The 16,177-nt window shown below is 36.0% G+C and carries 14 protein-coding genes; 10 read left to right on the top strand and 4 right to left on the bottom strand.

All coding sequences use genetic code 11. The features are described 5' to 3' along the window. The first annotated feature begins 57 nt into the window (after positions 1-57). Positions 58-1,227, top strand: a complete 1,170-nt coding sequence (locus tag MHH98_RS17390) for an FtsW/RodA/SpoVE family cell cycle protein (RefSeq protein ID WP_038183681.1) — start codon at positions 58-60, stop codon at positions 1,225-1,227. 12 nt (positions 1,228-1,239) lie between these two features. Next, positions 1,240-4,671 carry a pyruvate carboxylase gene (pyc, locus tag MHH98_RS17385; RefSeq protein ID WP_076034040.1) on the top strand — a complete coding sequence of 1,144 codons (3,432 nt, stop codon included), beginning with the start codon at positions 1,240-1,242 and terminating at the stop codon, positions 4,669-4,671. Positions 4,672-4,731: 60 nt separating this feature from the next. On the opposite strand, the gene MHH98_RS17380 is transcribed toward pyc, so the two are convergent. Further along, entirely contained in the window at positions 4,732-5,652 is a 921-nt protein-coding gene (locus MHH98_RS17380) for a COX15/CtaA family protein (protein WP_038183687.1), read from the bottom strand. A 323-nt stretch (positions 5,653-5,975) separates the two neighbouring features. Between MHH98_RS17380 and cyoE the strand changes: the two genes are divergently transcribed. From cyoE to MHH98_RS17345, 7 genes are all read left to right on the top strand, one after another. Beyond that, entirely contained in the window at positions 5,976-6,893 is a 918-nt protein-coding gene (cyoE, locus tag MHH98_RS17375) for a heme o synthase (RefSeq protein WP_038183690.1), read from the top strand. A 96-nt stretch (positions 6,894-6,989) separates the two neighbouring features. Further along, complete coding sequence (coxB, locus tag MHH98_RS17370) at positions 6,990-8,075, top strand: cytochrome c oxidase subunit II (RefSeq protein WP_038183693.1); 1,086 nt, start codon at positions 6,990-6,992, stop codon at positions 8,073-8,075. A gap of 34 nt (positions 8,076-8,109) precedes the next feature. After that, positions 8,110-9,981, top strand: a complete 1,872-nt coding sequence (gene ctaD / locus MHH98_RS17365) for a cytochrome c oxidase subunit I (protein ID WP_038183696.1) — start codon at positions 8,110-8,112, stop codon at positions 9,979-9,981. Further along, on the top strand, positions 9,981-10,607 hold the full coding sequence (locus MHH98_RS17360; protein ID WP_038183699.1) for a cytochrome (ubi)quinol oxidase subunit III: 627 nt from the start codon (positions 9,981-9,983) through the stop codon (positions 10,605-10,607). The genes ctaD and MHH98_RS17360 overlap by 1 nt, the downstream gene beginning before the upstream one ends. Next, entirely contained in the window at positions 10,607-10,939 is a 333-nt protein-coding gene (locus tag MHH98_RS17355) for a cytochrome C oxidase subunit IV family protein (RefSeq protein WP_038183700.1), read from the top strand. Before MHH98_RS17360 ends, MHH98_RS17355 begins: the two co-directional genes overlap by 1 nt. Positions 10,940-11,218: 279 nt before the next feature. Further along, positions 11,219-12,139 (top strand): cytochrome c oxidase assembly factor CtaG, encoded by a 921-nt coding sequence (ctaG, locus tag MHH98_RS17350; protein ID WP_038183703.1) that lies wholly within the window; start codon positions 11,219-11,221, stop codon positions 12,137-12,139. 29 nt (positions 12,140-12,168) lie between these two features. Next, entirely contained in the window at positions 12,169-12,630 is a 462-nt protein-coding gene (locus MHH98_RS17345; RefSeq protein ID WP_038183705.1) for a DUF420 domain-containing protein, read from the top strand. 42 nt (positions 12,631-12,672) lie between these two features. Here MHH98_RS17345 and ytvI read toward each other — a convergent pair whose 3' ends face one another. Together ytvI and MHH98_RS17335 are read right to left on the bottom strand one after the other, a co-directional pair. After that, positions 12,673-13,728 carry a sporulation integral membrane protein YtvI gene (gene ytvI / locus MHH98_RS17340; protein WP_038183708.1) on the bottom strand — a complete coding sequence of 352 codons (1,056 nt, stop codon included), beginning with the start codon at positions 13,726-13,728 and terminating at the stop codon, positions 12,673-12,675. Between the two features lie 104 nt (positions 13,729-13,832). Further along, a complete protein-coding gene (locus tag MHH98_RS17335) occupies positions 13,833-14,198 on the bottom strand; it encodes a YugN family protein (protein WP_038183710.1) in 366 nt (121 codons plus the stop codon). Between the two features lie 146 nt (positions 14,199-14,344). Here MHH98_RS17335 and MHH98_RS17330 point away from each other — a divergent pair, with 146 nt between their 5' ends. Continuing rightward, the gene (locus MHH98_RS17330) at positions 14,345-15,415 is read left to right on the top strand and encodes a CAP domain-containing protein (protein ID WP_038183713.1); all 1,071 of its coding nucleotides are present in this window, start codon (positions 14,345-14,347) and stop codon (positions 15,413-15,415) included. Here MHH98_RS17330 and MHH98_RS17325 read toward each other — a convergent pair. Beyond that, positions 15,382-16,152, bottom strand: a complete 771-nt coding sequence (locus tag MHH98_RS17325) for an amino acid kinase family protein (protein WP_038183727.1) — start codon at positions 16,150-16,152, stop codon at positions 15,382-15,384. The two genes, MHH98_RS17330 and MHH98_RS17325, sit on opposite strands and share 34 nt — an antisense overlap. Between the last annotated feature and the right edge of the window lie 25 nt (positions 16,153-16,177).

Raw genomic sequence — 16,177 nt, 5'->3', positions numbered from 1 at the left:
TCAAACACGCTGTTGTTTGGGTTTTTTTGCTACAAGATGAGTAAAAGAGGTATTCGCATGAAAACATACTTAAAAAGATATGCAAGGAATTTCGATTATCCACTGTTTTTTACATATTTATTACTATGCCTTTTTGGGCTAGTAATGATTTATAGTGCCAGTATGGTCTGGTCAGCAAGTAAACTAGGTTACAGTGCAGATTATTTTTATAAAAAGCAAATTACGAATCTATGTCTTGGTTCTGTAGCATTTGTTGTAGGGGCGTTTATTCCCTACAAGATTTATAAAGAAAATAAGATGATAGTATTTATGTTAAGTGTCATGTTCGCTTTGTTATTAGCCGTTTACTTTTTTGGTTTTAGTCCTGGTAATTCAGGAGCGAAAAGTTGGCTAAAACTTGGGTTTGCTAATTTACAACCATCAGAATTTGTAAAGATTATTATCATCCTTTATTTCTCAGCTGTATTTGCAAAGAAATATGAAAAGGGAAAGATAGATAATATTAATGAATCTATCATACCGCCTATTCTTGTATTATTTGCCGCGTCTTTCCTTGTCTTTATTGAACCGGATTTAGGTACGCTACTGATCATTCTATTTATTGGTGTATCGGTTATTGCGGCGAGTGGGATCAAATTAAAAACCTTCAATAAAATTTTAGGCGTTTTAATAGGATGTATGGCAATTGCTTCGATTGGTATTTTCTTTATAAGAGATAGTATTTTTACTGAAAAACGTATGGGGCGTATTCAAGCTTATTTTAATCCCTTTGAAGATGAACAAGTTTTTGGCTATCAAATGGTTAATGGTTACTTAGCGATAGGTGCTGGAGGCATTAAGGGGCTAGGTTTAGGTCAATCTGTACAAAAAATGGGTTATTTACCAGAACCGCAAACAGATTTTATTTTAGCGATTATTGCAGAAGAATTGGGCACATTCGGGGTCGCGATTGTGTTAGGTGGTTTAGGCTTTATTGTAATTCGAGCATTGCTTATTGCCTTACGAACAAAGGATCCAATGGCAAGAATGATAGCAGCTGGTATTGCTAGTATGATAGGGTTTCAAACGTTTATAAATGTCGGTGGATTAACAGGGATTATACCGTTAACTGGTGTACCGCTGCCCTTTATTAGTTATGGCGGAACTTCGATAATTTTGTTATCTTTAGCTATGGGGATTCTCATAAACGTCTCCATGTTTGTTAAAAGGGAAAGGAATAAAGTCTAGGGGGTAAGGGAAATGGCAATTAAAAAAATTCTAGTGGCAAACCGTGGTGAAATAGCGATTCGCGTGTTTCGAGCGTGTACGGAACTAAATATAACAACAGTAGCAATCTATTCGAGAGAGGATAGTGGCTCGTATCACCGTTACAAAGCTGATGAAGCATATCTTGTTGGTGATGGTAAGAAACCTATAGATGCATACTTAGATATAGAAGGAATTTTAGCAATAGCAAAAGATGCAGGAGTAGACGCAATCCACCCCGGTTATGGATTTTTATCTGAAAACTTAGATTTTGCAAAACGTTGTGAAGAAGAGGGCGTTATTTTCATCGGTCCAACTTCTAATCATTTAGATATGTTTGGTGACAAAGTAAAAGCTCGTGAACAAGCTGTCGCAGCCAATATTCCAGTGATTCCTGGAACAGATGGACCTGTTGCATCTATTGATGAGGTGTTAGCGTTTGGTGAGGAGTATGGCTTCCCATTAATGATAAAAGCTGCACTTGGTGGTGGAGGACGCGGTATGCGCGTTGTACACTCTGCTGATGATGCATTAGAAGCTTATGATAGAGCCAAGTCAGAAGCGAAAGCAGCATTTGGATCTGATGAAGTGTATGTTGAGAAATTTGTAGACAAGCCAAAGCATATTGAAGTACAGATTTTAGGAGACAAAGAAGGCAATATTGTTCATTTATATGAGCGTGATTGTTCTATTCAACGTCGTCATCAAAAGGTTGTTGAAATTGCACCTTCAAACTCAATTACACCTGAATTACGTGAAGAAATATGCCAAGCTGCAATAAAATTAATGAAAAATGTGTCCTATATAAATGCTGGGACTGTAGAATTTTTAGTAGCGGGTAATCAATTTTATTTCATCGAAGTTAATCCTCGTATCCAAGTAGAGCATACGATTACAGAAATGGTTACAGGGATTGATATTGTACATGCACAAATTAAAATTGCAGAGGGTTTATCTTTACATAGTGAAGAAATTGGCATCCCTGAGCAATCACAAATCCCACTTTTTGGATTTGCTATTCAATCTCGTGTAACGACTGAAGATCCATTAAATAATTTCATGCCTGACACGGGTAAATTGATGGTTTATCGTTCAAGTGGAGGTTTTGGAGTACGCTTAGATGCAGGAAATGGCTTCCAAGGGGCAGTTATTTCACCATATTATGACTCATTACTTGTTAAAGTTTCAACTTGGGGAATGACATTTAAAGAAGCAGCAGCTAAGATGGATCGAAATCTACAAGAATTCCGTATTCGTGGTATTAAAACGAATATTCCGTTTTTAGAAAATGTTGTTCGTCATCCGAATTTTATAGATGGTAAGTTTGATACAAGTTTCATCGATACAACGCAAGAACTATTTTTATTCTCACCGCGTAAAGACCGTGGTACAAAATTATTAAGTTATATCGGCAATGTTACGGTTAATGGCTTCCCTGGTATTGAATATCAACAGAAACCAATTTTCTCGAAACCCCATAAACCAGATATTAAAATTGTACAATCAATTCCATCTGGCACTAAACAAATTTTAGATGAACGTGGTCCAGAAGGTCTTGTACAATGGATAAAAGAGCAAGATGATGTACTGTTAACAGATACAACTATGCGAGATGCTCACCAATCATTGCTGGCGACTCGTGTACGCTCACGTGATATGTTCAATATTGCAGATGAAACAGCACAAATTATGCATAATTTCTTCTCACTAGAAATGTGGGGAGGTGCAACCTTTGACGTTGCATATCGTTTCTTAAAAGAGGACCCATGGGATCGTTTAATTAAACTACGTGAGAAAATGCCAAATGTGCTATTCCAAATGCTATTGCGTGGTGCGAACGCAGTAGGTTATAAAAACTATTCAGATAATATTATTAAAGAGTTTATCTCAAAATCAGCAGATGCAGGAATTGATGTATTCCGTATTTTCGACAGTTTGAACTGGATTAAAGGTATGGAAATAGCCATTGATGCAACAAGACAGTCGGGTAAGATTGCAGAAGCTGCTATTTGCTACACAGGAGACATTCTAGATGACTCTAGAGCGAAATATACAGTGCAATACTATAAAGACATGGCGAAGGAATTAGAGGCTGCTGGAGCTCATATTTTAGCTATTAAAGATATGGCAGGTTTATTAAAGCCAGAAGCAGCTTATCGGTTAATTTCTGAATTAAAGGCATCGACAGATTTACCAATTCATTTGCATACACATGATACAAGTGGCAATGGTATCTATTTATATGCTAAAGCAATTGAAGCTGGTGTTGATATTATTGATACAGCGCTAGGCTCAATGGCAGGTCTAACTTCGCAACCAAGTGCTAATTCACTTTACTATGCGATGAAAGGTAGCAAACGCCAAGTAAGAGCAGACATTGAAGGACTAGAAAAACTTTCTTATTATTGGGAAGATATTCGAAAATATTACAGCGACTTTGAAAGTGGCATGAATAGCCCACATTCTGAAATATACGTTCATGAAATGCCGGGAGGTCAATATAGTAACTTACAACAGCAAGCTAAAGGTGTCGGACTTGGCGACCGTTGGGAAGAAGTGAAAAGTATGTATTCCCGCGTAAACTTGTTATTTGGAGATGTTGTTAAAGTAACACCTTCTTCAAAAGTAGTAGGTGATATGGCATTATTCATGGTTCAAAATGATTTAGATGAAGAATCAGTCATTGAACGTGGTAAAACAATTGATTTTCCAGACTCAGTAATTGAATTCTTCCAAGGTTATTTAGGACAGCCATATGGTGGATTCCCAGAAGAATTACAAAAAGTAATTTTAAAAGACCGTGAAGCGATTACTGTAAGACCGGGAGAATTATTAGAGCCAATAGATTTAAAAGAACTTCGCGATGAATTATTTAAAAAATATAATCGTCCGATTACAAGTCATGAAGTACTTGCGACAGCTTTATATCCAAAAGTCTTTGAAGATTACATGAAGACAGTAGATATGTTTGGAGATGTATCAGTATTAGATACGCCAACATTCTTATATGGTTTAAGACTTGGCGAAGAGATTGAAGTTGAAATAGAAAAAGGTAAAACACTTATCATTAAGCTAGTATCCATTGGGGAAGCTCAATATGATGGTACACGTGTCCTTTACTTTGAATTAAACGGTCAACCTCGTGAAATTATTATTCAAGATATGACAGTTGAGGTAGATGGAGATCGTAAAGCGAAAGCAGACCCTGCAAATCCAGATCAAATTGGCGCAACAATGCCAGGTACAGTATTGAAAGTAGCTATTTCTAAAGGTAGCCCTGTAAAACGCGGTGAGCATTTGCTGATTACAGAAGCTATGAAAATGGAAACGACTGTTCAAGCACCTAAGGACGGCGTGATAAAAGAAATTTATGTAGCTGCTGGAGATGCAATTTCAACGGGTGATTTACTAATCGAAATGGAATAACTAGAAAAAACACGCCTTTGCATTTGCAAAGGCGTGTTTTATATTGTTTAGTTAAAATATTTAGTTACTTTTTTGATTTTGTCGACTTCTAGATAATAATAGAATCATATAGCACAATAAACCAAATAATAATGTGATTAATAGTGAATGTAGTAATGCTAATAAGATATTTAAGCGAGAAAGTACTACAGCCATACCCGCTAACACTTGAAGAGAAACTATTATTAGTGCAATGATCCAACCCCAATAGAGGACACGTTGTTCTTTATAATGTTTAATAGCATGAATAGCAATGAATAAAATCCAAACAAAGATTAATCCAGCTGCAAAGCGATGCCCCATTTGAACCCACTCATAGAAATTAGTAGGTAATCCAATATTGTTGTTATTACATAATGGCCAATCTGGACAAATTAAACTAGCATTTGTATGACGTACTAAGGCACCTGTATATACTACGAGATAAGAATAGATTGTAACACCTATTGTATGTCTCTTTAACGTATTGCCAATAATGACCTTGTCCGCATCAAATTTTTGGTCAACTTCGAAAATAATTAATGTGAGTAAGAGTACTGCTGCAAATGAAAGAAGTGATATACCAAAATGAAGTGCTAATATAAAATCGCCTTGTCCCCATAAAACTTGAGCAGCACCGATTAATGCTTGTGCAATTAAGAAGAATAATGCCATGAAAGATAAGAATTTCACTTCACGAATATGTCCTAATACTCTCCAAGCCCAAACTGTCAAAATCAAAATAAGAAATGACACAGCTCCAGTTACAACACGATGGGAAAATTCGATTAACACTTCTGTAGTAATTTCTTTTGGTATTAGAGAACCGTTACAATCAGGCCAGTTTCTACCACAGCCCATACCACTATCAGTTTTTGTGACGAGTGCTCCGCCCAGTAAAATGAGCAACATTCCAATTGTTGCAGCAACAGCAAACCATTTCATGTATTTACTATATTGCATAATTGCCACCTACTTTATATATAGTAATCACCTTTTAAAGGTGGTACCTGCCTTTCTGATGATAGCGAAAATAGGACCAAAAAACAACTTGTATAGAGTATTGTCATTCTAAAGAGAAAATGATTTCACAAATTGTTCATAATTTCGTACAAGAACCTTCACAATTAAAACAAGAAAATGATTTACTATAGATATGTTGTGTCAGAGAAACCGGTTACATCTACCCTTCGACATGAAATTTCACTTTCTGTCTAGAAATCAACGCTATTTTTCGTTATAGTAGGGTTAACGGAATATGCTTACCAATCGAAAGGAGGGGTAATATGTCAAATGGTCGTATATTGTCTGCTAATGGAAACTCGGAACCTGAAACAAGTTCTCTAGTAAAAGACTTTTTAGCACTTATCAAAATTGGCATTGTTAATTCCAATTTAGTTACTACTTTTACAGGACTTTGGTTGGCCTTTCAATTCACGGATAAACATTTTTTACAAGAATTGAATATCATGTTCTTTACTTTAGTAGGTGCGGCATTCATTATTGCAGGATCTGGAGCGATGAATAATTATATTGATCAAGATATTGATCCAATAATGAAACGGACAAAGTCAAGACCGACAGTTACAGGTAGATTTAAACCGAGCCTTGTATTGACAATCGCTCTCTCTCTTTTAATTGTAGGTGAATTTTTGTTATTTATGGCATCTTTTGCTGCCGGTGTGTGGGGACTTGCAGGCATACTAAGTTACGTAGTCTTGTACTCCATGTGGTCAAAGAGAAGGCATGTAAGTAATACCGTTGTAGGAAGTATTTCAGGAGCTATTCCACCACTAATCGGCTGGGCTGCTGTTGAACCGTCACTTGGTTTTGGAGCATTGGCACTATTTTTGATAATGTTTGTATGGCAACCACCGCATTTTTATGCACTTGCTATGAAACGTACTGAAGAATACAGAGCAGCCAATATTCCAATGCTTCCAGTTGTTAAAGGCTTTGCAAGAACTAAACGTTCAATGTTAGTATGGGTATTATTGTTATTCCCATTACCATTTCTGCTTATGAAGCTCGGAATAGGATTTATTATTCTCGCAACAGTATTGAACCTTGGTTGGTTCGCACTTGCTTTAACGGGTTTTAAAGCGACAGATGATATAAAATGGGCGAATAAGATGTTTATTTATTCATTAAATTATATGACCATTTTATTTGTTTCAATGATCATTTTCTCTGTCTTTGCCTAACTTTGGGATTCTTTCTTTAAAGGAATTCATATAGAATGAACCACAGTCCTAGTTACACATGTAAATACAACAAAGAAAGAGGGGTTTAATTAAGCTATGATGAAAGGGCTTAAAAAATGGCGTCTATTCGGATTGCTAGCAGCACTAACGATTTTCCTTTCAGGTTGTGGCGAAGAGTATTTATCAACTTTAACTCCAGCGGGTCAAGTTGGTAAAGATCAATACAATCTACTGCTATTATCAACTGCAATTATGACGTTTGTTATTATCGTAGTGGTTATCATCTACGTGCTTGCTATTGTTAAGTTCCGACGTAAAAAAGTTGGGGAAAATACAATTCCAAAACAAGTTGAAGGTAGCCATACACTAGAAATTATTTGGACAGCAATTCCAATCGTTTTATTATTAATCTTAGCTGTACCAACTGTAAGTTTAACTTACAAATTCGCTGATACTAAAGCGATGGAAGCGAAAGACGCTGATGGTAACGCGAAAGCGGTTACTGTAAACGTAACTGCTAAATTATATTGGTGGGAATTCGAATACCCTGAACAAGGTATCGTAACTTCTCAAGAATTAGTAGTACCGACAGGTCAGAAAGTTTACTTTAATTTAAAAGCTGCTGACGTAAAACACTCATTCTGGATTCCAGCTATCGGTGGTAAAATGGATACGAACGTTGATAATATCAACAAGTTCTATTTGACATTTGATAAAGAATCAGACGGTTTGAAAGACGGAGTATTTTATGGTAAATGTGCTGAACTTTGTGGTCCTTCACATGCTTTAATGGATTTCAAAGTTAAGACATTAAGCCAAGATAACTTCGACAATTGGGTTGATAACATGCAAGCTACTAAAGGGAAAACAGCTGATAAAAAATCAACTGATTTAGGTGAACAAGTATTCGCTAATAGTTGTATTTCATGTCACGCAGTTTCTGGTGAAGGTACTGGAGGCGGAGTTGCACCTAACTTAGCTGCATTTGGAGATCGTAACCGTGTTGCTGGTTTCCTTGAACACTCAGAAGATGGTATTAAAGACTGGATTAAAAACTCACAAGAGCTTAAACCAGGGAACATAATGCCAGAAGAAAAAGCTTTAAATAATGGTAAAGAATTCACAGATGAAGAGCTTGATGCTTTAGCCGCATACTTAATGGGTCTATCTGTAGAAAAATAATTTGATTTAAATCATATTGAGGGAGGTTAAAGTTGTGAGCTCAACAGCAAAGAAAAAGGGCTTTGGCGCAACTATCTGGGACTACTTAACAACAGTAGACCATAAAAAAATCGCCATTCTTTACCTTATTGCCGGTACGTTCTTCTTCGTAGTCGGTGGTATAGAAGCAATGCTTATTCGTATCCAACTTGCAAAACCAGATAACGATTTTGTGAGTGCGGGTCTTTTCAATGAAATTATTACAATGCATGGTACAACAATGATATTCTTAGCTGCAATGCCATTGTTATTTGCATTTATGAACGCCGCTGTACCATTACAAATTGGTGCACGTGATGTTGCTTTCCCATTCCTAAACTCTTTAGGTTTTTGGTTATTCTTATTTGGTGGTATTTTCTTGAACCTTTCATGGTTCTTAGGTGGAGCTCCTGATGCAGGTTGGACTTCTTATGCATCATTATCTCTAGCATCACCAGGTCATGGTATTGATTTTTATGCTTTAGGTTTACAAATCTCAGGTGCGGGTACACTAATCGCGGGGATTAACTTCCTTGTAACGATTATTAACATGCGTGCACCAGGTATGACATATATGCGTATGCCATTATTCACATGGACTACATTTGTAGCGTCTGCTTTAATTTTATTCGCATTCCCTCCACTTACAGTGGGATTATTCTTTATGATTTTCGACCGTATGTTCGATGCTAACTTCTTTGATCATATTAATGGTGGTAATACAGTTATCTGGGAGCACTTATTCTGGATCTTTGGTCACCCTGAAGTATATATCTTAGTACTTCCTGCATTCGGTTTATTCTCTGAGATTTTCGCGACATTCGCAAGAAAACGCTTATTCGGTTACTCTTCAATGGTATTCGCGACTATCTTAATCGGTTTCTTAGGCTTCATGGTATGGGCTCACCATATGTTTACTGTAGGTCTTGGACCAACTGCAAACGCAATCTTCGCAGTAGCGACAATGGCGATTGCTGTACCAACGGGTATGAAAGTATTCAACTGGTTATTAACAATTTGGGGCGGTAACATTAAAGTTACGACACCAATGCTTTATGCATTAGGTTTCATCCCATCATTCGTAGCTGGTGGGGTAACAGGGGTAATGCAAGCATCTGCACCTCTTGATTACCAACTACATGATTCTTATTTCATCGTAGCTCACTTCCATTACGTTATCGTTGGTGGTATCGTATTAGCATTATTTGCTTCAGCACATTATTACTGGCCTTTAATGTTCAATCAAATGTTAAATGAAACTCTTGGTAAGATTACATTCGTATTCTTCTTTGTTGGGTTCCACTGTACATTCTTTGTTCAACATTTCTTAGGCTTAATGGGTATGCCACGCCGTGTGTTCACATTCATGGGCGGACAAGGTTGGGACCAATTCAACTTAATTAGTACGGTTGGTGCTTTCTTAATGGCAATCGGTGTTATTTTACTAGTAGTAAACGTAATTATCACTGCTATTAAAAACGAACCAGCAGGACGCGATCCATGGAAAGATGGACGTACTCTTGAGTGGGCTATTCCACAACCAGTACCATATTATAACTTTAAACAAACTCCACTTGTTCGTGGATTAGATACTTTTTGGATTGAAAAAATGGAAGGAAACAAAGAGGGTATGACATATGCTGAGCCTATTTCAGATATCCATATGCCAAACAACTCATTCATTCCATTCATGATTTCACTTGGTTTATTCGTTGCAGCATTTGGTGCACTTTATCACCAAGATGCAGATAAAACTTGGTCAATTCCAGTATTAATTATTGGTTTAGCGATTACATTCGCTTCAATGATTACTCGTTCTCTTAAAGATGATTTAGGTTATCATATTCATAAAGAGGAATTAATGAATGAAAAAGGGGGTAAACACTAATGGATTTAAATAAGAAATTTACCCCACAATCTTGGCCAGCACATCCAGAGAACTCTACACTTGAAGGGAAAAACAAAACATTAGGTTTTTGGATTTTCCTTGGCGGTGAAACAGTTTTATTTGCGACTTTATTTGCGACTTTCTTAGCGCTAAAAAATAAAGGACCAGCTGGAATGGAATTCTCAACTCAAAGTCTTTTTGAGTTACCACTTGCTTTTATTATGACGATGTTACTATTAACTTCTTCATTAACAAGTGTTTACGCTATGTATCATATGAAAAACTATAATTTCAAGGCAATGCAAGCTTGGTTAATCGTAACTGTTTTATTAGGTTTAGGATTCCTAGGTCTTGAAATTTATGAGTTCTATCACTATGTACATCTTGGTTTTACATTTACTCAAAGTGCATTCGGTTCTTCATTCTACACTTTAGTAGGTACTCACGGATTGCACGTAATTCTAGGTTTAGCTTGGTTTATCCTTCTAATGCTACGTAACTCTAAACGTGGTTTAAACCTTTATAATGCGCCTAAGTACTACTTAGCTTCATTATATTGGCACTTTATCGACGTAGTTTGGGTATTCATCTTCACTGTAGTTTACTTGATGGGAGTGTTGGGCTAATGTCACATGACGTTGAAGCACGTACAAGAAGTAAACACGAGTATGAATATGCTCGTAAACGCGCAAACCAAGGTATGCGTAATCAAGTAACAGTATTTGCGATTATGATCTTCTTAACATTCATCGCATTTGCTGCAGTTCAAGCAGGAATGTCTGCTTACTTAGTTGCACCACTTATTTTATTATTTGCAGCTGTACAAGTAGCGCTACAATTGTATTACTTTATGCACTGGAGCGAAAAAGGTCATGGAATGGCACAATTCTTCATGTACTCTGCAGCATTTATCGCTTTTACAATGATTCTTGCTTTTGTAACAATCATTTGGTGGTAAGAACCAGAGCAAAAAAACCGAGTCTACTACAGGCTCGGTTTTTTGCTTTTTTGCTAGATAGTGTTTGAAGAAGTGATTAAACTTTAAGTATTAAAGTCTCGAATCGTTTTTTTCTCACGTCAAACTCTGAAAAGATGACTTTGGTTCGAAAGTTCCAGTGCTTGTCGAGTCTGAACGAGCGCCTTAAGCATTAAAGTAAAAATTGTCATGATTCGTTCATTGAAGTTCGTGGGGTTGGGACTTATAATGGAGGTATTGAGACTAAAGGAGCGAAATACTATGCCTCTAAGTATATTTGGATTTCAAGCAATGTGGAGCCCTTATTTAATAGGCGTCATTTTGTTTTTAACTGTACTATATTTTCTTATTACTGTTAAATGGAGAACGGACTTCAAAGATAGTGAACCTTTGAAGAAACGTGAGGCGATTAATTTCGTAATCAGTATGATATTGCTATATATTGTTATGGGTTCGCCAGTCGATTTAATGGCTCATATTATGTTTACAATGCATATGGTGCAAATGGCTTTACTACTTTTATTAATACCGATTTTCTTGATTCAAGGGATTCCAAATTGGTTATGGAAGTATGTCATTGAATTACCTTATATCAAACCTGTATTTCATTTTATGACTAAACCTATGTTTGCATTAGCATTTTTCGTTGCATTATTCTCTTTTTATCATATTCCAATGATTTTGGACTATATAAAACTAAATGAAACGTTACATGGGTTGTATACATTACTTCTGTTCGTATCAGCATTATTTATGTACTGGCCGCTTATTAATTCTGTAGAGGGACAACCTCGTATGAAGGATTTACACAAAGTTGGCTATATTATCGGAAATGCGGTTCTTATTACACCTGCTTGTGCGTTAATTATTTTTGCTTCATCTCCATTCTATGCTACATATACAGATGGTGAATTGTGGATGAAAGCAATGGAATTATGTGTACCTGTATCAACATTAGCAGGACTATCATTATCAGGACCTGAATTATTTACTAATATGGACCCTATGTACGATCAACAGCTAGGCGGGATTATCATGAAGATTATTCAGGAAATTATCTTTGCATCTGTATTAGGTAAAGTATTTGTTAGATGGTATCGTAATGAACAAGAAAACGCGGAAGAAATTACGCAAAAAGCTTTATTGGAAAGACAACAACTAAATGCTAATCAATATCACTAATTACAAAAAGATTGTTAGGAGAAAAACGCATGAATTTACCTATTTTACCTACAATTAGTACAACCTTTATTGCATTAAGTGCTATCTTAGTAGCAATTGGTTGGGCACTAATTAAGCAAAGAAAAATTGAAGCGCATAAAAAAACAATGATAGCAGCTGCAATATCAGCATTATTATTCTTTATCATTTACGTATCACGTACTGTATTTATTGGTAATACAGCATTTGGTGGACCAGATAATTTGAAAATCTATTATACGATTTTCCTTGTGTTCCATATCTGCTTGGCAACTACAGGTGCCGTTTTCGGTATCGTAACATTATTAGCAGGATTCCAAAATAACCTTGTACGTCATCGTAAAATTGGACCAATTACAAGTGTAATTTGGTTCTTCACAGCCATTACAGGCGTAGCAGTATATACATTACTTTATGTATTATACAAAGGTGGAGAAACAACTTCAGTTATTAAAGCTATTTTAAGTAATTAAAGCTAAAAAGCTGTTCCCTTATTATTTTTGGGAGCAGCTTTTTTATTTAATAAATTTACTTAGTAATCCAGCTTCCTTCGCTGTTATAAATACCATGACAATTAATGGACCTATAAAAAAACCTAAAAACCCAAATAATTGCAGGCCAATATACATACTGATTAATGTAGCAAGTGGAGGTAATCCGATTTGAGCACTCATAACCTTCGTCTCTAAGATTTGGCGAAGAATTATAATGACAATCGCTAATAGTGCCAATTTGATACCCATTGCCATTTGATCGGTTAACATAGCGTAAATGGCCCAAGGAGCTAATATAACAATGGCACCTAAAATAGGTAATAAATCGACAAACCAAATGATTAAAGCCATTATAATGGCGTATTTAGGAACAATGAATAGCAAAGCGCAAAAAGTAACAACTAAAACAGATAAGCTAACGATTAATTCAGCTTTAATATAACCAAATAATACAATATGGAGTTTTTGAAAAAGTACTTTCCACTTTTCTGCCTTATTTTGAGAGATATATGAATTAAACTTTTTTTTGAGTTTCGGCATTTCAGACATAAATAAAAAGAGAGCAAACATATAAACAAGTAAATTGAGTAAAAAAAACGGTAGCTTAGATACGATCATTTTTAACCTATCGTAGTTAAAAAAATTGATAAATGAGGATTGAAGCCTTTCGATGACTCTGTCAATACCAAGTTGAATTTCAGTAATTACTTCAATAGGTAGATCGTGAGTAATCTTTGCTAATCGGTTTTGAAGGTTCATCCAAGAAGCGGTTAATTGATCGAAAAGTTCAGGAGCTATTTTTGATAAATGAGAGACTTGAGTGATAGCATTTGTGATGGCGAAATACAGGATACTTGATAATAGGATTAAAAAGAGAGAGAATAAAACGATGACTGAAAATCGTCTAGAATTAATCCATTTTCGTTGTAGAAGTTGTATAAGTGGCTCAAGCAACAGGGCAGTCACAAGAGATAGTAAAATTGGTATAGATGCTGGAATCAAAATGTATAATAGTAATAGAACAATAATGGTTAGTAAGACTTTTTTTAATGTACTAAAAAAATTGGATTTAGCCAATTAAATCACCTATCTTTTAAATTTACGCTCATAGTATGGATAAATTTCTAATTTTTATCCAATAAAAAAAAGTGCTGAAAGATACCAGCACTTCAATTAAACTATTAAGCATGAATTTCAAATGATTTAATTTGTTTTTCAAGAGATTTCAAAATTTCTTGGCAAGATTTTACTAGATGAGCAGGGAATGCTTCACCTTCACCATATTCTACGCCGTGTGGGAAGTAGTGTTTACCAAGAGCTGGTTTTAATAGTGTAATCATTGCATCATTAGCGCCGATGTCACCGTCTTTTGTGAAACCGAATACACGTAGGTAGAATGTACCTTCACGTACATCAAAGCGTCTGTCCCAAGTTACGCGTTCATAGTCCCAGCCTGTAGCACGGATTAAACCATGTTCGCGCATAAGATCATCAAGAAGTGTAATGTCAGCTAAAGTGTTTTCAAGTCCTGTATTTTCGAAATACATAAATTTCGTCCTCCTTTGACTCATCGTACCATATATACGTTCCATTTTATAATAGAGCAAAAGTGCATCGGTTGCAATGACAACATTGTGAATACATCACGGCAATTGGTATAATATAATAACTAAACAAATTGGGGAGAGGCCATGTGAAAGCGTTATTTCGAATATTAATTATATTAGCAGCTATATTAGTTGTTTTCTTCTATACAAATCAGTCCGTAAAGGAAAATGAACTATTAACAGCTCCAAATTCACAAGGGAAAGTAATACCTAATCAAGATGTTCCAAATGTGAATGATAAGGCAATACCTAGACCAAAAGATGGCTTATCTATATTAGTAGGAAAGTCTACTAATGCTTTAGAAAAATTAAAAGGCAAGCCTAACCGAGTAGAACCTTCTGCTTACGGCTATGAATGGTGGGTATACGATGAGGGTTATGATGATTATTTAATGGTTGGTGTGGAGGGACGTAAAGTAACACAAGTGTATATTGCAGGTGTTAATGGTGCAGCGAATCCTTTTAAGATAGGTCAGTCTTTAGATGATATATATCGATCTACTATTATTGATGCGGAAGTCAATGTGCAAATCGATGAAAATATTTACACTTTTATTTTAGATGAAGAAGATATGAAGACACGTATTTTAACGATGTATGATGGTTTATATGCACAAATGTATTTTGATGCGACAGATCGAACCTTACAGGCAGTACGCTTTATAGACGGAGAAACGCTTGTGAAACAGCAGCCTTATGATATGACATATGTCGGCGATATGATTACACCAAACGTACCTTCATCGTATTTACAAGTTGAAATAGATTTAGCGAATCAGCGACAACTTTTTGATTTGACGAACGTTTATCGTACTCAAAAAGGTTTACAAGCTTTAAACGCAGCAATTGATTTAAACAGTATTGCTCAAAGTCATGCTGCAAGTTTAGCGCTTGGTAATTTTTCAAAAGAGGGCATTCAGCCGGATACTTTAAAAGAGCGATTAAAAAATGCAGTTGTTAATTTTGATATGGCAGCAGAAAATATTGCGGAGGATTACTTAGATGCTCCTGAAGCAATTAATGGATTACTTAATTCAGAGAAACACCGAGACACATTATTAAATGAAGATTATAATCAGCTCGGCTCAGGTGCTTTCGGTAAACACTTTTCACAGGTGTTTATTCAAAGTATAGATAGTATATCAGATGAGCCATGATGAATAGCAGGTATGATTAGTGTTCCTTGGTCCATAGAAAAAGTATTTCGAATATGCAGTGTGAGATGGTGTTTTTCAGCCGTCTCCGCTGCTTTTTTTTGCACTATGGGATGGCTATCATTCAGTAACTCGTGGAATTCCGGATACGTTAATTTCGCAATTAATTCTGCGTTAGCATTAATTTTAGGATTGTAAGTCATAACTCCAGGGACGTCTTTATAGTATTCAATAAATTGTGCCTTCAAGGCAGCCCCAAGTAGCGCTGCGGTTAAATCACTACCGCCACGTCCTAACGTAGTAATATCTCCCTCAGCAGTGGTACCTTGAAAACCAGGGATGATGACGCAAGAAGTCTCACTTAATGCTTTTTCTATAGCTGTTGTGTGAACAGCGTGGATCTCTGCGTCACCGAAGTTATCAGATGTCTCAATGCCAATGCCTTGACCATATAACAATGTATTATTGATACCACTTTGTTCTAATTCAGCTGAAATGACAGCTGCGGCAATCATTTCTCCACATGCTGCAACGAGGTCTTTGGATTTAGAATCATTTTTAAAAGCGCTTGTTAAGGTTAACAAGGTATCAGTGGCATATGCATCTCCACCGCGGCCCATAGCTGAAACAACAATAACTGCCTTTTCAAATTTATGAATAGCCTTACGTATATGAAGGATGCAATGTTTACGCGAAGCTTCGGATTGCATTGCGATTCCACCAAACTTTTGAATAATCATAGTGAATACTCCCATCTTTCTTCGT

The sequence above is a fragment of the Viridibacillus sp. FSL H8-0110 genome (genome assembly GCF_038003565.1).
In the GTDB taxonomy this organism is placed as follows: domain Bacteria; phylum Bacillota; class Bacilli; order Bacillales_A; family Planococcaceae; genus Viridibacillus; species Viridibacillus arenosi.
The sequence above is the reverse complement of the archived record's forward strand: the minus strand, read 5'-3'. Positions and strand labels throughout refer to the sequence as shown.